General features: G+C 59.7%; 15 protein-coding genes. 6 read left to right on the forward strand and 9 right to left on the reverse strand.

The features are described from left to right. Position 1 precedes the first annotated feature (1 nt). Entirely contained in the window at positions 2-1,621 is a 1,620-nt protein-coding gene (locus EAH74_RS21130) for a DUF2300 domain-containing protein (protein ID WP_140680849.1), read from the forward strand. 3 nt (positions 1,622-1,624) lie between these two features. Further along, positions 1,625-2,428: a YfaP family protein gene (locus EAH74_RS21135; RefSeq protein ID WP_140680851.1), complete on the forward strand. Its 804-nt coding sequence runs from the start codon at positions 1,625-1,627 to the stop codon at positions 2,426-2,428. A gap of 483 nt (positions 2,429-2,911) precedes the next feature. On the opposite strand, the gene EAH74_RS21140 is transcribed toward EAH74_RS21135, so the two are convergent. From EAH74_RS21140 to exaC, 9 genes are all read right to left on the reverse strand, one after another. Continuing rightward, positions 2,912-3,664, reverse strand: coding sequence for a S24 family peptidase (locus EAH74_RS21140; RefSeq protein ID WP_140680853.1), 753 nt, complete (start codon positions 3,662-3,664; stop codon positions 2,912-2,914). Between the two features lie 223 nt (positions 3,665-3,887). After that, positions 3,888-4,415, reverse strand: coding sequence for an inorganic diphosphatase (gene ppa / locus EAH74_RS21145; RefSeq protein WP_123367670.1), 528 nt, complete (start codon positions 4,413-4,415; stop codon positions 3,888-3,890). A gap of 113 nt (positions 4,416-4,528) precedes the next feature. Continuing rightward, a complete protein-coding gene (locus EAH74_RS21150; RefSeq protein WP_140680855.1) occupies positions 4,529-5,341 on the reverse strand; it encodes a zinc-dependent peptidase in 813 nt (270 codons plus the stop codon). A gap of 6 nt (positions 5,342-5,347) precedes the next feature. After that, entirely contained in the window at positions 5,348-6,004 is a 657-nt protein-coding gene (locus EAH74_RS21155; protein WP_056743613.1) for a DedA family protein, read from the reverse strand. Positions 6,005-6,289: 285 nt separating this feature from the next. After that, entirely contained in the window at positions 6,290-6,751 is a 462-nt protein-coding gene (locus EAH74_RS21165) for a GNAT family N-acetyltransferase (RefSeq protein ID WP_008153569.1), read from the reverse strand. Positions 6,752-6,869: 118 nt separating this feature from the next. Further along, positions 6,870-7,694 carry an ethanolamine ammonia-lyase subunit EutC gene (gene eutC / locus EAH74_RS21170; RefSeq protein WP_170206213.1) on the reverse strand — a complete coding sequence of 275 codons (825 nt, stop codon included), beginning with the start codon at positions 7,692-7,694 and terminating at the stop codon, positions 6,870-6,872. Between the two features lie 8 nt (positions 7,695-7,702). Further along, entirely contained in the window at positions 7,703-9,097 is a 1,395-nt protein-coding gene (locus EAH74_RS21175; RefSeq protein WP_140680861.1) for an ethanolamine ammonia-lyase subunit EutB, read from the reverse strand. A gap of 196 nt (positions 9,098-9,293) precedes the next feature. Further along, positions 9,294-10,664 carry an ethanolamine permease gene (gene eat, locus EAH74_RS21185; protein ID WP_123367675.1) on the reverse strand — a complete coding sequence of 457 codons (1,371 nt, stop codon included), beginning with the start codon at positions 10,662-10,664 and terminating at the stop codon, positions 9,294-9,296. A 264-nt stretch (positions 10,665-10,928) separates the two neighbouring features. Beyond that, a complete protein-coding gene (gene exaC, locus EAH74_RS21190) occupies positions 10,929-12,449 on the reverse strand; it encodes an acetaldehyde dehydrogenase ExaC (protein ID WP_140680863.1) in 1,521 nt (506 codons plus the stop codon). Between the two features lie 382 nt (positions 12,450-12,831). On the opposite strand from exaC, the gene EAH74_RS21195 reads away from it, so the two are divergent. The 4 genes from EAH74_RS21195 (at position 12,832) to EAH74_RS21210 (ending at position 17,269) form a co-directional block, all read left to right on the forward strand. Continuing rightward, the gene (locus tag EAH74_RS21195; protein WP_140680865.1) at positions 12,832-14,745 is read left to right on the forward strand and encodes a sigma-54-dependent Fis family transcriptional regulator; all 1,914 of its coding nucleotides are present in this window, start codon (positions 12,832-12,834) and stop codon (positions 14,743-14,745) included. 268 nt (positions 14,746-15,013) lie between these two features. Then, complete coding sequence (gene mpl / locus EAH74_RS21200; RefSeq protein WP_074871220.1) at positions 15,014-16,363, forward strand: UDP-N-acetylmuramate:L-alanyl-gamma-D-glutamyl-meso-diaminopimelate ligase; 1,350 nt, start codon at positions 15,014-15,016, stop codon at positions 16,361-16,363. Next, entirely contained in the window at positions 16,360-16,992 is a 633-nt protein-coding gene (gene ubiX / locus EAH74_RS21205) for a flavin prenyltransferase UbiX (protein WP_046048695.1), read from the forward strand. The genes mpl and ubiX overlap by 4 nt, the downstream gene beginning before the upstream one ends. Continuing rightward, positions 16,985-17,269 (forward strand): YceK/YidQ family lipoprotein, encoded by a 285-nt coding sequence (locus tag EAH74_RS21210; RefSeq protein ID WP_046055560.1) that lies wholly within the window; start codon positions 16,985-16,987, stop codon positions 17,267-17,269. The genes ubiX and EAH74_RS21210 overlap by 8 nt, the downstream gene beginning before the upstream one ends. Positions 17,270-17,355 lie beyond the last annotated feature (86 nt).

A 17,355-nucleotide genomic window follows, 5' to 3' on the forward strand; every position in this document is an offset into this window, starting at 1 on the left:
CATGACCCGACCTCTGGTCTGGTGGCTGCTGTGCTTGATTCCTGCGCTGGCGACAGCGCAGGAGGAGCCGCTGCGGCTGGCTTTTAAAGGTGAGTTACTGTCGTTGAGCCGGACCCAGGTGATCGCGCGCGAGCCGTTGCCTGCTGATGTGCAGACGCCGTTGGGCAGTGTGTGGAAGTTGTTTGTGTACGGCTGGCTGTTGGATACCAATGCCCATGAGCCGGCTTATGAATGTCGCGGTCAGTCGAAAGAGGAAGTTTACTGCTGCACGGCGGGCGGCAAGATTGAGCGCGATCAGGCCTTGGTGAAGTCGTGCGGGTTGTACTTTGAGCCGCAGCGGTTGGGCATTGCTGGCGCTGACTGGCGCACGTATTGGCAGGCGCGGCAGGCACCGGAGTGGTTGCTGGATTTGGCTTCGTTGCAGCCTTCCACGCGAGTTTCAGTGACTGAGTTGCTGCGAATGCTGGCCGTGATGCCGGCGCAGGATCAAGCGCGGCGGGTGTTGCTGGATGTGGTGTTGAATGCGGCTGACGGCAATGTCGTGGGCGAACTCGGTGGCCGGTTGCGGGTGAAAACCTGGAGCTGGTTGGGGGATCAGGACCCTTCGTCGCGTCAGGGTGGTTTTGCCGGGTGGACAGTGGATGGCACGCCGGTTTGGGCGGGTGGGCGTGGGACCAGTCAAATGGTCTTGCGTCACTACGGTGGGGCGTTGGCTTCGGTGTTGCCGGTGGATTGGCCTTTGGATGCGGGACGGTGTGTCGAGGTGGGGCTGTTTTCACGCTATCCCATCGGGCGCGTTCTGGCGGGGGATCGTGTTGTTGAGTCCGGGCCCTTGCTGGGCGATTACCGCGTCGAATTCACCAACGGCAACCAACTCGATATCCACAGCGACGGCGAACTGTTTTTGCTGAAAGACACACTGATCGCCCGTCTGGACCGCGAAGAATACGTCGCCCGCGTCCTGCAACGCGAAGCCAGACCCGAACCCGCCGAGGCCGCCAAAGCCCTGGCCATCGCCATCCGCACGTATCTGCTGCAAAACGCCACCCGCCACGGCGACTGCCTGAGCATCGACGACAGCAGCAGCCGGCAACGCGTCGCACCACGTCCAGCCACGGCCGAATCACGCCACATCGCCGCCTGGACCAGCGACCTGGTCCTCGCCGGCAGCACCGTCACCTACCACTCCGACCAGCCCGGCCCGGACAAGCTCTCCTGGCAGCAAGCCGTCGAACAAGCCAACGCCGGCCAACGCTACGACGCCATCCTGCTACACGCCTACCCCCGCGCGAGCCTCAGCCGCTGGGACAATCCAGTCGCTTCCTGCGAAGCGCTCCCCGCCGCGCAAGACTGGCTGCTGAACCAACGCCTCGGCTGGCGTCCGCGGTTGGAAAACGAGGTTGGCTACAACGAAGTCAGCACCTTCGCCGTCTGCCGTCTGGCCTTCGGCCGCCCCTATGTCGACCGCGAACGCCAGCGCCTCTACGTGCGCGGCGTGTTGTCGCTGCAAGACCGCCTCGACCTGACCCACGAATACCTGCACCTGGCCTTCGAAGCACACCCCAACGGCCAGGATGAAACCTACATCGAAGGGCTCGCCCGCCACCTCTTGCTGGAATAGGCCATGAAACTCCGTTATCCACAGGTCTTCCTGTTCCTTTGCTCTTTTTGCGTATGGCCGACGACGTTCGCCGCCAAACTCGATACACCCGTTGGCGGCTGGCGCACCGGTGCGCCTGAAGGCGAAGGCGAAAACTTTCGCCAGATCGTCAACTACCCGGCCTCCTCGGTGAACACCCCGGTGGGGCAGGCCAACACTGCACGCATCACCGGGCAAATCAACGCGACGCCCAAGTCTGGTGAGCCGGGCCGGTTGATCGTCAACGGCGTCAGCATGCCACTGAAGATTGACCCCGCGGGTCGCTTTGATCGTCCGTTCTCATTCCCCAATGGCAGCAACAGCGTCGAAGTCCGCAGCCCCGATGGCCAGCAACGGCATCGCACGCAATTCCTCAACGCCCGCGGCGGAGCCACTCCGGCGAAGTTGCGGGTTTTGTTGGCCTGGGACAGCGATGGCACGGATCTGGATTTGCACCTCATCACCCCCGACGGCGCGCACATCTGGTACGGCGATCGTGTTGCGCCCAATGGCGCGGCGCTCGATGTTGACGTGACGACGGGCTATGGGCCGGAAATATTCGCCATGCCGGCGCCGATCAAAGGCCAATACCTCGTCTATGTGAACTACTTTGGGGGCGGGTATCGCAGTGATGATGAGGGGCAGGAGGAGGCGGTTCAGCCGCTGACGACCGCCCAGGTAACGGTGATTACGGAGGAAGGGACGCCGAACGAGAAGATGGAGACGTTTCTGGTGCCGATGCGGGCGGTGGGGGAATTGACGTTGGTTAAGGGGTTTAGTTATCCGTGAGGGAAATAGTTTCAGCAGTGCTGAGACTATTAAATTGGTCAGCAGGTTGCTGACCAATTGCTTGAATGGTGACCTTGACTCAAAACGCAGGCATTAAAAAGCCGGCTTGTGGCCGGCTTCTCGGGGACTGGCTTGGTTCATTTTTGGTAAACCGCGCCAGCCTTCAAAACGTACACCCGGATCTTGCGTCCGGCTGTGGGACTCGGCGAGAAAATCATCTGCCTTGTCGGTGCGATTCTCCGCCGCGAGGCGGGTCTATGCGCAAATGTGGGGCGCAGCATACTGATTTTTTGGGGGAATTCCCAGCATGGTGTGCGACCTAGAGCGATTGCGGTTACGTGTAGCAGCTGGCGAAGCCTGCGTTCGGCTGCGGAGCAGTCGTGAATCCTGCAGGCACGGTCTGTCTGATTCACCACGTTGCATGGTTTTACGACTGCTCCGCAGCCGAACGCAGGCTCCGCCAGCTGCTACAACGTTATGTGTTTACAGAAAAGGTACGGGCGGCCTGCGTTTATTCAGGGTCGACCACCAGAACACCCATCCCAGCACCCTTATGTTTTGTTCTTCGATTTGCGGAGGTCTGAAGACTTCATCCGGGTATTCGGAGCTGTTGTGGCTGCGCATGCGTATCGCGTTGCCTGGTACCCGGCTCAGGTATTTGATGCGCAACATGCCGTCGTGCTCGATTGCGTAAATCTCTCCGTCGACAATTTGCGTGAGCCCGCGGTCGATGGCGACGATGGAGCCATCTTCAATTCTTTCGGCCATGCTGTTGCCAACCATGCGGGCGCAGATGGCATCGGCGTGGTTGATTTCCAGGGAATCAAGATCGCTGCGCGGCAGGCGGATCGATTCGCTGGGGTCTTTGATGACATGGGTTTTGTCGGAGCCGGGGGCAGTGGCCGCTTCTTTGTAAAAGGGTAGTTCGATATCGACCGGGTCGATGACCCGATAGGTGCCCCGGATTGACTGGGCGTCGAAGGTGTTGCCGGATGCGTCGATCAGATGCAATTCCCTGGCGTCTTGCGGTCCTTCGCCGGTTTTCAGCCATTCAGTGTTCACGGACAGTCTTCTGGCGACATCTTCCATGCGGTAGTCAGGAACTCCGCGGGTATACCAGTTATGGACAGTTTGAGGATCGGAAATACCCAGGAATTCGGCAAATCTCGTTGTCGTGATTTTTAACTCTTTCAGGAGCATTCTGAATCGTGGGCCGCAGGTTTTGTTCTTTTTCATAAACACGAGTCTAGCCGTGCGGCATAAGGCTTTGATTCAACAAAACGTTCAAATCTGGCGTGAAATTTAAGTCCTGATGTAAGACGTCTTTTGTAAAAATTAAACAAGAAAAAACCGGTTTGCCTACCCGTTAAATGTGCTGTTGAACATGATATTCAAACGCCCACAAAAAACCCCGGATCAACCGGGGTTCTTCGTTATAGCCGTTCATGAGAAGCGGCTATCAGCCTTTATAGGCAGCAACCGACTTCATGATCTCGGTGCGAGCGGCTTCTGAGTCGCCCCAACCTTCGATCTTCACCCATTTGCCTTTTTCGAGGTCTTTGTAGTTCGCGAAGAAGTGCTCGATTTGCTGAATCAGCAATGGAGGCAGGTCGCTGCACTCTTTCACGTCGACGTACAGCTGGGACAGCTTGTCGTGTGGTACTGCAACCACTTTGGCATCGCCGCCGCCGTCGTCAGTCATGTGCAGGATGCCGATTGGACGGGCGCGGATGACCGAGCCTGGAGCAACCGGGTAAGGGGTCACGACCAGCACGTCGAGGGGGTCACCGTCGTCAGCCAAGGTGTTCGGGATGAAGCCGTAGTTGGCCGGGTAGAACATCGGGGTGGCCATGAAACGGTCAACGAACAGGCAATCGCTGTCTTTGTCGATTTCGTATTTGATCGGGGCGTGGTTGGCCGGAATCTCGATCGCGACGTAGATGTCGTTCGGCAGGTCTTTGCCAGCCGGAATCTTGCTGTAGCTCATTGGGCGGTGCCCCCGTTAGTTGACCAAAAACACTTGGCCGGATTGACCAAAAAGTGGCGGCGATTATAGGCATATTCCGCCGCCGTTGCTATGGACCAGAGGTCGTGTAGACCTTAGTCGCGTGCCTGATAGACCGGGTCTTCGGCTAGAAGTTGCCGAAGCCTGGTTAGCGGGTCCTGACGATAAAACAGCTTCAGTTGCTCATAGACCTGAGGATACGCCTCGTGTAGCAAATCCGGGGCACTGAAGAAGTATTCGCTGGTGACCGCGAAGAATTCGGCCGGGTTTTCCGCAGCGTACGGGTCGATGGCGGTGTCAGCGTCGGGATTGCGGTCCAGTTGCCGATCAAGGTCGTCGTAGGCCTCTTGCATGACCTTGGCCCAGTCGCTGACCCGCATGTCGGCGTGCAGCGGCGGCAGGCCGTTGGCGTCGCCGTTGAGCATGTCGAGTTTATGCGCGAGCTCATGGATCACCAGGTTGTAGCCTTCCCAGCCACCACTGGCCATCACGCCGGGCCACGCGAGGATGATCGGGCCTTGCTGCCAGGCTTCGCCGCTGTGTTCGCCGTCCCATTCGTGCTCGACACCGCTGGCGTCGCGATGGCGCTGGGGGCTGAGGAAGTCGTCGGGATAGAGGACGATTTCGTGGAAACCCTGATACCAGTTCAGATCGCCCAGATGTAGCAACGGCAATTGCGCCTGGGCGGCAAGCAGCAGGCGCTGCTCCTGGTGGAGTTCGACACCGGGCAGGGCGGTCAGGTGTTTGTCATGGAGGAACAGCACGCTGGCTTCGCGCAGCCACCGGTCTTCAGCGGCGCTGAGGCCATCGAGAAAACTCAAGTGATGACGCACCCGCTGCCACATGTCGTCGGCAATCGGGTGTTTGGCCAAGGTGCGCCGGCGATGCCAGGCGCTCAGGGACCACATCGTGAGTTAGCGCGATTGGGCTTTGGACGCGGCGTTAGCAAGGCGACTGCGGATCATGCCGATGATCATCGGTACCAGCGACAGCAGGATGATGCCCACTACCAGCAGCGACAGGTTCTTTTTGATGAACGGTACGTTGCCGAAGAAGTAACCGAGGGTCACCAGGCCGCCCACCCAGAGGATCGTGCCAAAAACACTGAAGGCGAAGAAACGCGGGTAGGGCATTTTGGCCACGCCGGCGACAAACGGTGCAAAGGTGCGAATGATCGGCATGAAACGCGCCAACGTCACCGTTTTGCCGCCGTGTTTGTCGTAGAAGTCGTGGGTTTGTTGCAGGTAGTCGCGGCGGAAGATTTTCGAGTTCGGGTTACTGAATAAACGCTCGCCGGCCGTTCGTCCGATCAGGTAGTTGGTGCTGTCGCCAAGGATTGCCGCCAGCATCAGCAGGCCACCCAGTAGCACCGGGTCCATGCCGCCGCCGGCGGCTACTGCGCCAGCGATGAACAGCAGGGAATCGCCCGGCAGGAATGGCATTACCACCAGGCCGGTTTCGCAGAAGATCACCAAGAACAAAATGGCGTAAATCCATGGCCCGTAGTTGTTTACCAGCAAATCGAGGTACACATCGAGATGCAGAATAATGTCGAGCGGGTTGAAATCCATGGGGGGCACCTGTGGTGATGGTCCGACTCAGCAGACCCGTGCGGATGACTTCATGTAAGCCTACAAGCGGGTGTAGTTTTTCTTACAAGCGCGGAAGCTCGGCATTATACGGGCTGAGAAGTGAAAAACGCGTTGAGTTTGTAGCGGGGGATGTCGACAGGATCAACGGTTGGTGTGGACCTGTGGGAGCGGGTTTGCTCGCGAAGGCGGACTGTCAGTCGACATCAATGGTGAATGTCCGGCCGCCTTCGCGAGCAAGCCCGCTCCCACAGGTATTGAGGCGGATCAGAGCTCGTCGCTGATCGGCAACACGTAGTTCTTGAACTCGGTGTCTTCCTTGAATCCGATGGATTCGTAGGTTTTGCGCGCGACTTCGTTATTGCTGCTGGTGGAAACGCGCATGCGTACCGCGTTGGTTTCCTTGGCCATTTTTTTCGCGGTGCGGATGAGATTGTCGGCGACCAATTGGCGGCGGGCCTCTTCGGCGACGTAGATGTCGTTGAGGATCCACACACGCTTCAGCGAAAGGGACGAAAAGCTGGGATACAACTGACAGAAACCCATCAGTTTGTTGCTGTCGTCATCGGCCAGGGCCAGGTAGATCACCGACTCCTTGCGACGCAGGCGCTTTTCAAGGAACGCCCGGGACGAGTCCGGATAAGCCAGGGAGCCATAAAACTCGCGATATTTGACGAACAACGGGGTCAACAGGTCCAGGTGTTCGAGGGTCGCTTGAATAATCCGCATGGTAGGTCTCGTCTTCAAGTGGCTGTCTTCACGTACTGTGACGGCGAACGGTTCTCACTCGGGCAGCCGTGTTTCGATCCTGCCTGAAACTGAATCAGAAACGCAATGCGGAAACGGTTCAGGCATCCGGCAGACTCAGTAGGAAATTACCTTTCATGTCCGCTCCTGCGTCCGACTCCAGTGTCAGAACCTGGGCTTCGTCCTTCAGATTGACCCCTGACAACTGCCGCCGACAGGCCTCGCGCATCAAATACAGCAAACGGTGTGCCGCCATGCCGTAACTCAGGCCTTCGAGTCGGACGTTGGAGATGCAGTTGCGATAGGCATCCGTCAGCCCGACCTTTGGATTGTAGGTGAAATACAGCCCCAGGCTGTCCGGGGAGCTGAGGCCAGGGCGTTCGCCGATCAGGATTACCACCATTTTCGCACCCAGCAGCTCACCGATCTCGTCGGCTACGGCGACCCGACCCTGTTCCACCAGAATGACCGGTGAGACGGACCAGCCGTCATTCACAATCTGATCTTCCATCCGCGTCAGAAACGGCAGGGTATGGCGATGAACGGCCAGCGCCGACAACCCATCGGCAACGACAATTGCCAGATCGACACCGCCAGGATTGGCCAATGCGTAATCGCGCAGTGTCTGAGCCGACTCATCATTGAGCTTTCGCCCCAAATCAGGGCGTTGCAAATAACTGTTCCGGTCCGTAGCGGCGCTGTGTAGCAACAAACTGGCACGCCCGCGTTCAGCCAGTTGTGAGCTGAGCCCCGTATGGTCAAACGGCAAGTGCACCGCATCCCGTGCCTGAGCGTGGGCGTACTGGAAATCCAGCTGCGCGCTGGTCGGCATGCTGGTGCCGGTTCTACCCAAAGCGATCCGTGCCGGTGTCAGGCGACGCAGTTCCAGTAACGGGTTCTCTGGATCAGCAGGTGGTTTATCCATTTCAACACTCATCCCAGTTGCCCCATCGCTTGGCGGAAGGCCGGTGGCAGGCTGTCGCCGAAGTGAATCTTGCCGTCTGCCTGGGTGAAAATGCCCATTCTCGCCAGCCATTGTTCGAATTCCGGCGCCGGTTTCAGGCCCAGCGTCTGGCGGGCGTAAAGCGCGTCGTGGAACGAAGTGGTCTGGTAGTTGAGCATGATGTCGTCGGAGCCGGGGATGCCCATGATGAAGTTGATCCCGGCCACGCCCAACAGGGTCAGCAGGGTGTCCATATCGTCCTGGTCGGCTTCGGCGTGGTTGGTGTAACAGATGTCGCAACCCATGGGTACGCCCAGGAGCTTGCCGCAGAAGTGATCCTCGAGGCCGGCGCGGATGATCTGTTTACCGTTGTAGAGGTATTCCGGGCCGATGAATCCTACGACGGTGTTCACCAGAAACGGTTTGAAATGGCGCGCCACGGCGTAGGCGCGGGTTTCGCAGGTCTGTTGATCGATGCCGTGGTGGGCGTTGGCTGACAAAGCGCTGCCCTGACCGGTTTCGAAATACATCAGGTTCTGCCCCAACGTGCCGCGATTCAGGCTCAATCCGGCGTCGTAGCCTTCTTGCAACACGTTCAGGTTGATACCAAAACTGGCGTTCGCCGCTTCGGTGCCGGCGATCGACTGGAACACCAGGTCCAGAGGAACACCGCGATTGATCGCCTCGATGGAGGTCGTGACGTGGGTCAGCACGCAGGCTTGTGTAGGAATTTCGTAGCGCTGGATGATCGCGTCGAGCATTTCCAGCATGGCGCAGATCGAGGCGATGCTATCGGTGGCCGGGTTGATGCCGATCATCGCGTCCCCGTTACCGTACAGCAGGCCGTCGAGAATGCTCGCGGCGATACCGGCCGGTTCGTCGGTGGGGTGGTTGGGTTGCAGGCGGGTGGATAGCCGGCCGCGCAGGCCCATCGTGCCGCGGAACTGGGTGACCACGCGGATTTTCTGCGCGACCAGCACCAGATCCTGCACGCGCATGATCTTCGACACGGCGGCGGCCATTTCCGGGGTCAGGCCTGGCGCGAGGGCGCGCAGGCTCTGTTCGTCGGCGGCATCGCTGAGCAGCCAGTCGCGAAAGCCGCCGACGGTGAGGTGGCTGACGGCGGCGAAGGCTTGTTTGTCGTGAGTGTCGATGATTAGTCGGGTGACTTCATCGGACTCATAAGGAATGAGTACTTCTTGCAGGAAGTGGCTGAGCGGGATGTTGGCGAGGGCCATCTGCGCGGCCACACGCTCGCCATCGTTGAGGGCGGCGACGCCGGCGAGAAAATCCCCGGAGCGCGCCGGACTGGCCTTGGCCATGACGTCCTTGAGACTCTCGAAGCGATAGGTCTGGGCGCCGACGGAATGGGCAAATGCGGCCATGGGACGGGGTCCTCCTGATTCTATTTATGACTCAAACTCACGGCTAACATGTGTAGGAGCTGCCGAAGGCTGCGATCTTTTGATCTTGCCTCCTAAAAACAAGATCAAAAGATCGCAGCCTTCGGCAGCTCCTACAGGGGGCGACGTGCACTTCAATATGGCAAGCGCCGGGCAACAGGCCCGGCGCCGGTGCAACTCAGACGCCTTCGAGCATCGCATCCGCCGGCGCGTCGAAGCGCTGCTTGGCGGTCAATTGGAAATACAAGTAACCGACCGCCATGAAGCCGAGGAACACGCACCCGATCAGCGTATTGAACCAGGCCATCGCCACCAGGCACACCACCGCCAGAAACAGCGCAATTCCCGGCACGATCGGATAACCCGGCGCGCGGAAGGTGCGCTCAAGGTTCGGCTCGGTTTTACGCAGTTTGAACAGACTCAGCATACTGATGATGTACATCACGATGGCACCGAATACCGACATGGTGATCATTGCAGCCGTCAGGGTCATGCCTTGCAGGTTGACCAGGCCGTCGCTGTAGATCGCCGCGATGCCGATCACGCCGCCGGCCAGGATCGCCCGGTGCGGAGTCTGGAAACGCGAGAGCTTGGCCAGACTGCGAGGCAGGTAACCGGCCCGGGCCAGCGCAAAGAACTGCCGCGAGTAGCCGAGAATGATCCCGTGGAAACTCGCCACCAGACCGAACAGGCCGATCCACACCAGCATGTGCATCCAGCTCGAATTGTTGCCGACTACGGCTTTCATTGCCTGAGGCAACGGATCGTTGATGTTCGACAGTTGACGCCAGTCGCCAACGCCGCCCGCCATCACCATTACGCCGATGGCCAGGAACACCAGGGTCAGAATGCCACTGACATAAGCCCTGGGAATCGTACGTTTCGGGTCCTTGGCTTCTTCGGCCGCCATCGCCGCGCCTTCAATCGCAAGGAAAAACCAGATCGCGAAGGGGATCGCCGCAAAGATGCCGGGAATCGAGCCCATGGTGAACTCGTTGGCGCCCGACCAGCCGTTAAGCGCGAAATTACTGAAGCTGAAGCCCGGCGCAACGACGCCCATGAACACCAGCAATTCGGCGACCGCCAGCACGGTGACTACCAGTTCAAACGTCGCGGCGATGCTGACGCCGAGGATATTCAAGCCCATGAACACGAAATAGGCGCCAACGGCGGCGATCTTGGGGTCCAGTTCCGGGTATTGCACGTTGAGGTAGGCGCCGATGGCCATGGCAATCGCCGGGGGCGCAAAGACGAACTCAATCAGGGTGGCGATGCCGGCGATCAGTCCGCCTTTCTCACCGAAGGCCCGCCGGCTGTAGGCAAACGGCCCGCCCGCGTGGGGAATCGCGGTAGTCAATTCGGTGAAGCTGAAGATGAAACAGGTGTACATCGTCGCCACCATTAACGCGGTGACGAGGAAACCCAGGGTCCCTGCGGTGCCCCAGCCGTAACTCCAGCCGAAATATTCACCGGAAATCACCAGGCCGACGGCAATGCCCCATAAATGCAGGGTGCCGAGTGTGGGTTTGAGCTGTGTAGTAGAAGTCATAAGTCCTCGCTGTCTTTATTATTTTTTGATCTGTTGGACTTTCGGGTACGACGTTTCGTGTGGAACGGGCACGCAAAGCCCGTGCCAGAGCGGCAGGGCGATGTTTGGTGTGTCATTGAGGACGCCATCGCGAGCAGGCTCGCTCCCACAGAGTTAGGTGGTGAATCCACTTTTGGGGGCTGACCCAAATTCAATGTGGGAGCGAGCCTGCTCGCGATGGCCATCTGAAGGGCGACGCAGAGACATCTGCATCGCCCACGCTTTTTAGAAGAAGCCCAACGGATTGATGTCGTAGCTCACCAGCAGGTTTTTGGTCTGCTGATAGTGATCGAGCATCATCTTGTGGGTTTCACGACCGACGCCGGACTTCTTGTAGCCACCGAACGCGGCGTGCGCCGGGTACAGGTGATAGCAGTTGGTCCACACACGACCGGCCTTGATGGCGCGGCCCATGCGATAGGCGCGGTTGATGTCGCGGGTCCAGAGGCCGGCACCCAGGCCGAACTCGGTGTCGTTGGCAATGGCCAGGGCTTCGGCTTCGTCCTTGAAGGTGGTGATGCTCACCACCGGGCCAAAGATTTCTTCCTGGAACACGCGCATTTTGTTGGTGCCCTTGAGCAGGGTCGGCTGGATGTAATACCCGGTCGACAGATTGCCCTCGAGTTTTTCCACCTTGCCGCCGGTCAACAGCTCGGCGCCTTCGCCCTTGGCGATTTCCAGGTACGAAAGGATTTTGTCGAATTGCTGCTCGGACGCCTGGGCGCCGACCATGGTGTCGGTGTCCAGCGGGTCGCCACGTTTGATCGACAACACTTTTTTCATCACGACTTTCATGAAGTCGTCGTAGATCGACTCTTGCACCAAGGCGCGGGATGGGCAGGTGCAGACTTCGCCCTGGTTGAAGAACGCCAGCACCAGGCCTTCGGCGGCTTTTTCGATGAAGGTTTCTTCGGCTTGCATGATGTCGGCGAAGAAGATGTTCGGCGACTTGCCACCCAGCTCCACGGTGGACGGAATGATGTTTTCGGCGGCGCATTTCATGATGTGCGAGCCGACCGGGGTCGAGCCGGTGAAGGCGATCTTGGCGATGCGTTTGCTGGTGGCCAGTGCTTCGCCGGCTTCTTTGCCGAAGCCTTGCACCACGTTCAGCACGCCGGGTGGCAGCAGGTCGCCGATCAGCTCCATCAGCACGGTGATGCCCAGCGGCGTTTGCTCGGCAGGCTTGAGCACCACGCAGTTACCGGCCGCCAGGGCCGGGGCGAGTTTCCAGGCAGCCATCAGGATCGGGAAGTTCCACGGAATGATCTGCCCGACTACGCCCAGCGGTTCATGGATGTGATACGCCACGGTATTGCCGTCGATCTCTGCAGCGCTGCCTTCCTGGGCGCGGATGCAGCCAGCGAAGTAGCGGAAATGGTCGGCCGCCAGCGGGATGTCGGCGTTGAGGGTTTCACGCACGGCTTTGCCGTTGTCCCAGGATTCGGTGATCGCCAGGACTTCGAGGTTCTGTTCGATGCGGTCGGCGATTTTCAGCAGCACCAGCGAGCGAGCCTGGGCGGACGTGGCGCCCCAGGCATCGGCGGCCGCGTGGGCAGCGTCCAGGGCCTTTTCGATGTCTTCGGCCGTGGAGCGGGGGAATTCGGCAATCGGTTGGCCATTCACTGGCGAGGTATTGGTGAAGTACTGACCTTTAACAGGCGCGACGAACTCGCCGCCGATGTAGTTACCGTATTTGCTCTTGAACGAAACGATAGCGCCTTCAGTACCGGGGTGAGCGTAACGCATGGTGATTTCTCCTTGGCTTTTGTGCTTATAAGGGAGAGCGCATGTGCGCCTGCTATAAGCGTAGAGCAAAGGTCGGGCCACTGCCTTGCAGGTCAGGCAAATCAAGGCCTTACGCGGTTTTTGTCGGACCGGCGGACTCCATCTGTGACGGTTTCGGTACGGTCCCCGTGACACTTTGTACCGCTTCTGGCACAACGTGTGACGGGTCGGTCTCGCCAGCATTGCAAAGCATGGATGGCTGGAGGATGCTCGGTGCCTGTGATGGACCGTAGGAGCTGCCAAAGGCTGCGATCTTTTGATCTCGAACCATCAAAGTCAAAAGATCGCAGCCTTCGGCAGCTCCTACAGGGCCGTGTACACCTTTCGGGGAGAACAATAAGAAATGCACGACAACCATTTGAGTCGCCATGCCCAGCAGGTCCTGACCGTTACTCAGGGAAAATCCCACCTGCACGGCCCCGGCAGCGACCCGTCGATCGCCCGTTCCTGGCTGCGCTGTCTTGAGGACTATCACCTCGACCCGGCCCTGACCATGGCCCCGACGGTGCTGGAACATGGCCGCGTCCTGGAAAGCCGCGAGCGCTTGCAGCAGGTGCTGCACATCGCCGGCAGCGAAATGACCAGCCTTCATCAGCAACTCTCCGGCGCCGGCCACGCGGTCCTGCTGACCGACGCCCGCGGCGTGATCCTCAATTGCGTCACCGCGCCTGCCGAGCGGAAGATTTTCGAACGCGCCGGCCTCTGGCTCGGTGCTGACTGGAGCGAAGCCTGCGAAGGCACCAACGGCATTGGCACCTGTCTGGTGGAGCGTCAGTCCCTGACCATCCACCAGGACGAGCACTTTCGCGGCCGTCACACCGGCCTGACCTGCTCGGCGAGCCCGGTGTTCGACCCACACGGCGAACTGCTGGCGGTGCTCGACGTGTCCTCGGCGCGCCACGAGGTCTCGCGTCAGAGCCAATTCCACACCATGGCCCTGGTCAATCTTTCGGCGAAGATGATCGAAAGCTGCTATTTCCTGCGCTACTTCGACAATCAGTGGTTGCTGCGTTTTCATCTTCAGGCCGAATCCGTTGGGCTGTTCAGCGAAGGGTTGCTGGCGTTTGACGGGGAAGGGCGGATCAGCGCGGTCAACCAGAGTGCGCTGAACCTGCTGGGGCATATTCGCGGTGGGTTGCTGGGCAAGCCGGTGGAGGCGTTTTTCGATTGCTCGCTGGATGAATTGCTCGGCCGCGCCAGCGTCAATGCCAGCGCCAGTTGGCCGTTGCGCACGCGCGACGGACGGAGCCTGTTTGCGGTGTTGCGCGGGCAGCCACGCAGCATTCCGGTGCCGGTGATTCAAAGTGCGGTGATCGCCGAACCTTCGCGCTTATCGGGCATTTGTCTGGGCGACACGGGGTTGCAGGAAGACTTCCGCAAATCCTTGCGCGTGTTCGAGCGGGACGTACCGCTACTGATCAACGGCGAAACCGGATCCGGCAAAGAAGCGTTTGCCAAAGCCGTCCATCAGGCCAGCCAGCGAGCAGAAAAAGCCTTCGTCGCCCTCAACTGCGCAGCCATCCCCGAAAGCCTGATCGAGAGCGAACTGTTTGGCTATCGCGGCGGCAGCTTTACCGGTGCGCGTAAGGAAGGCATGCGCGGCAAGTTGCAGCAGGCCGATGGCGGGACTCTGTTCCTCGATGAAATCGGCGACATGCCCCTGGCTTTGCAGACCCGGCTATTAAGGGTGCTGGAGGATCGTCAGGTAGTGCCGATCGGCGGCGAGCCGGAGTCGGTCAACGTACGGATCATCAGCGCCACTCACCGCAATCTGCTGGAGCGGGTGCAGGATGGCAGCTTCCGCGAGGATTTGTATTACCGGCTCAACGGGCTGGAAGTTGCACTACCGGCGCTGCGTGATCGCAGTGATAAATCTCAGTTGCTCGACTTTTTACTGGCCGAAGAGGCGGGCGGGGAAACCGTATTGATCGACGGTCCGGCACGCCAGGCGTTGCTGGCCTTCGCCTGGCCGGGGAACGTGCGGCAGTTGCGCAATGTGCTGCGCACCTTGGCGGCGTTGTGCGACGGCGGGCGGATCGGGCTGGAAGATTTGCCGGTGATGATTCGTCAGGCTCGACCGGTTCCGCTTGTTGCCGTTGAAGAGCCGTCGGAGCATCCGCTGGATGACGCTGAACGGTTGGCGTTGCTGAATGTGCTGGAACAGACGCGCTGGCATATGACTCACACGGCTGAACAGTTGGGTGTCAGTCGTAACACCCTTTATAGAAAATTGCGTAAACATGGAATTGAGCGGTAGACCGATAGATCCAGCCCTCACCCTAACCCTCCCGAAACGTCGGACCGCCCGTAGGGAGAGGGGACTGACCGAGGTGTTTGGTCGGGATACGGCGACCTGAAACTCCGAGTCGAGCTCAGGTTTTGAACATCACCAAGATCGGCTCCCTTTCCCCCTCTCCCCTCTGGGGAGAGGGCTGGGGTGAGGGGTGGATTTTAAGCCTTCACCTAAAGAGTGCGAATTTTCCCACCCTACGCTAACCTGCGGCCATGTTTTACGAGGTCGACTAATGCACATTCATATTCTTGGTATCTGCGGCACTTTCATGGGTTCGATGGCGGTTCTGGCCAAAGAGCTGGGCCATCACGTGACGGGCTCCGATGCCAACGTCTATCCGCCGATGAGCACTCAGCTTGAGGCTCAGGGCATTGAGTTGACCCAAGGCTATGACCCGGCGCAGCTCGATCCGGCACCGGATCTGGTGGTGATCGGCAATGCCATGTCCCGCGGCAACCCGGCTGTCGAATACGTGCTGAACAAAGGCCTGCCGTACGTCTCCGGCCCGCAATGGCTGGCGGATCACGTGCTGCAAGGTCGCTGGGTGCTGGCCGTCGCCGGTACCCACGGCAAAACCACCACCAGCAGCATGCTCGCCTGGGTGCTGGAACACGCGGGCATGAGCCCGGGTTTCCTGATCGGCGGCGTGCCGCAAAACTTCTCGGTGTCCGCCCGCTTGGGTGACACACCGTTCTTCGTGATCGAAGCCGACGAGTACGACAGCGCGTTCTTCGACAAGCGCTCCAAGTTCGTTCATTACCGCCCGCGCACGGCGATCCTGAACAATCTGGAATACGATCACGCCGACATCTTCCCCGATCTGCCAGCCATCGAGCGGCAATTCCACCATTTGGTGCGGACCATCCCGAGCGAAGGCCTGGTGATCCATCCAACCACCGAGCCTGCGTTGCTGCGTGTGATCGAGATGGGTTGCTGGACCCCGGTGCAAACCACCGGTGCCGGCGGTCAGTGGCAGGTCAAACTGCTCAGCGAAGACGGTTCGAAATTTGAAGTGATGTTCGAAGGTGTCGCTCAAGGTGTGGTCGAGTGGGACATGACCGGCCAACACAACGTCGCCAACGCGTTGGCCACGTTGGCTGCGGCGCGCCACGTCGGTGTTGTGCCGTCCATGGGCATCGCTGCGTTGAGCGCATTCAAAAGCGTCAAGCGCCGGATGGAGAAAGTCGCCGAGGTTCGCGGCATCACCATCTATGACGACTTCGCTCACCACCCGACGGCAATTGCGACGACCCTCGACGGTCTGCGCAAGCGCATCGGCGATGCACCGTTGATTGCGATCATCGAGCCGCGCTCCAACTCCATGAAGCTCGGTGCTCACCGCGACGGCTTGCCGGAGAGCGTGGTCGATGCCGATCAGGTGATCTGGTACGCGCCGGCCAACCTCGGTTGGGATCTGGGGGCTACTGCTGCGTTGTGTACGGTGCCGTCGATCGTCAGTGATTCGCTGGAAGGCATCATCGAGCGCGTGAAGAGCCAGGCCCAGCCCGGTACTCACGTGGTAATCATGAGCAACGGCGGCTTCGGCGGCCTGCACGGCAAACTCGCCGAGGCGCTGCAATGAACAACGGCCCGGAACGCATCACGCTGGCGATGACCGGCGCTTCGGGCGCCCAATATGGTTTGCGTCTGCTTGACTGCCTGATTCGTGAAGACCGCGAGGTGCACTTTATGATCTCCAAGGCTGCGCAACTGGTGATGGCCACCGAGACTGATGTTACGTTGCCGCCGAAAACCCAGATGATGCAGGCTTTCCTGACCGAATACACCGGTGCTGCCGCCGGACAGATTCGGGTGTATGGCAAGGAAGACTGGATGTCGCCAGTGGCTTCGGGCTCAGGCGCGCCGGCAGCGATGGTGGTGGTGCCGTGTTCCACGGGGACCTTGTCGGCCATCGCGACGGGAGCCTGCAACAACCTGATCGAGCGTGCCGCCGACGTCACCCTGAAGGAGCGTCGTCAGCTGATTCTGGTGCCGCGTGAGGCGCCGTATTCGAGCATCCATCTGGAGAACATGCTCAAGTTGTCGAACATGGGCGTGACGATTTTGCCGGCGTCGCCCGGTTTTTATCATCAGCCGCAAACCATCGACGACTTGATCGATTTTGTCGTGGCGCGAATTCTCAATCTGCTGAACATTCCCCAGGACATGCTGCCGCGTTGGGGCGAACACCATCTGACCAGCGATGAATAAACTGCTGGCGATTGTGCTGGCGCTGCAATTGGCTGGTTGCGCCACGGCGCGAACGCTTGATGCCGCCAAGCCTGGTGCACCGGTGGTGTATTCGGGGACACGTCTGGATTTGTATGCCATGAACGGCGGCTGCTGCGCCATGGACCGCTTCGGCGCCGAAGCCCCGAGCTACCCCGGCGTCGACCTGCCGGCCAGTGCGTTGCTTGACACGCTGCTGTTGCCGCTGTCGGTGCTTACGGTGATCGGGGTAAGTTTTCAGGCGACGGGCGGGTTGTAGCGTTCGGCATTAAATCGGTGTCGCGCCCTTCGCGAGCAGGCTCGCTCCCACATTGGATTTGTGAACCCCACAGATCCAATGTGGGA

Origin of the sequence: Pseudomonas mandelii (assembly GCF_006438925.1) — a bacterium.
Lineage (GTDB): Bacteria > Pseudomonadota > Gammaproteobacteria > Pseudomonadales > Pseudomonadaceae > Aquipseudomonas > Aquipseudomonas mandelii_C.

What these genes read in the sequence shown, in the direction of transcription:
- exaC (WP_140680863.1), bottom strand. Translation starts at nt 12,449, where the DNA reads ATGCGTTACGCTCACCCCGGTACTGAAGGCGCTATCGTTTCGTTCAAG.
- EAH74_RS21140 (WP_140680853.1), bottom strand. Translation starts at nt 3,664, where the DNA reads ATGAAAAAGAACAAAACCTGCGGCCCACGATTCAGAATGCTCCTGAAA.
- eat (WP_123367675.1), bottom strand. Translation starts at nt 10,664, where the DNA reads ATGACTTCTACTACACAGCTCAAACCCACACTCGGCACCCTGCATTTA.
- EAH74_RS21130 (WP_140680849.1), top strand. Translation starts at nt 2, where the DNA reads ATGACCCGACCTCTGGTCTGGTGGCTGCTGTGCTTGATTCCTGCGCTG.
- mpl (WP_074871220.1), top strand. Translation starts at nt 15,014, where the DNA reads ATGCACATTCATATTCTTGGTATCTGCGGCACTTTCATGGGTTCGATG.
- EAH74_RS21195 (WP_140680865.1), top strand. Translation starts at nt 12,832, where the DNA reads ATGCACGACAACCATTTGAGTCGCCATGCCCAGCAGGTCCTGACCGTT.
- EAH74_RS21175 (WP_140680861.1), bottom strand. Translation starts at nt 9,097, where the DNA reads ATGGCCGCATTTGCCCATTCCGTCGGCGCCCAGACCTATCGCTTCGAG.
- ubiX (WP_046048695.1), top strand. Translation starts at nt 16,360, where the DNA reads ATGAACAACGGCCCGGAACGCATCACGCTGGCGATGACCGGCGCTTCG.
- EAH74_RS21165 (WP_008153569.1), bottom strand. Translation starts at nt 6,751, where the DNA reads ATGCGGATTATTCAAGCGACCCTCGAACACCTGGACCTGTTGACCCCG.
- EAH74_RS21150 (WP_140680855.1), bottom strand. Translation starts at nt 5,341, where the DNA reads ATGTGGTCCCTGAGCGCCTGGCATCGCCGGCGCACCTTGGCCAAACAC.
- EAH74_RS21210 (WP_046055560.1), top strand. Translation starts at nt 16,985, where the DNA reads ATGAATAAACTGCTGGCGATTGTGCTGGCGCTGCAATTGGCTGGTTGC.
- ppa (WP_123367670.1), bottom strand. Translation starts at nt 4,415, where the DNA reads ATGAGCTACAGCAAGATTCCGGCTGGCAAAGACCTGCCGAACGACATC.
- EAH74_RS21135 (WP_140680851.1), top strand. Translation starts at nt 1,625, where the DNA reads ATGAAACTCCGTTATCCACAGGTCTTCCTGTTCCTTTGCTCTTTTTGC.
- EAH74_RS21155 (WP_056743613.1), bottom strand. Translation starts at nt 6,004, where the DNA reads ATGGATTTCAACCCGCTCGACATTATTCTGCATCTCGATGTGTACCTC.
- eutC (WP_170206213.1), bottom strand. Translation starts at nt 7,694, where the DNA reads ATGGATAAACCACCTGCTGATCCAGAGAACCCGTTACTGGAACTGCGT.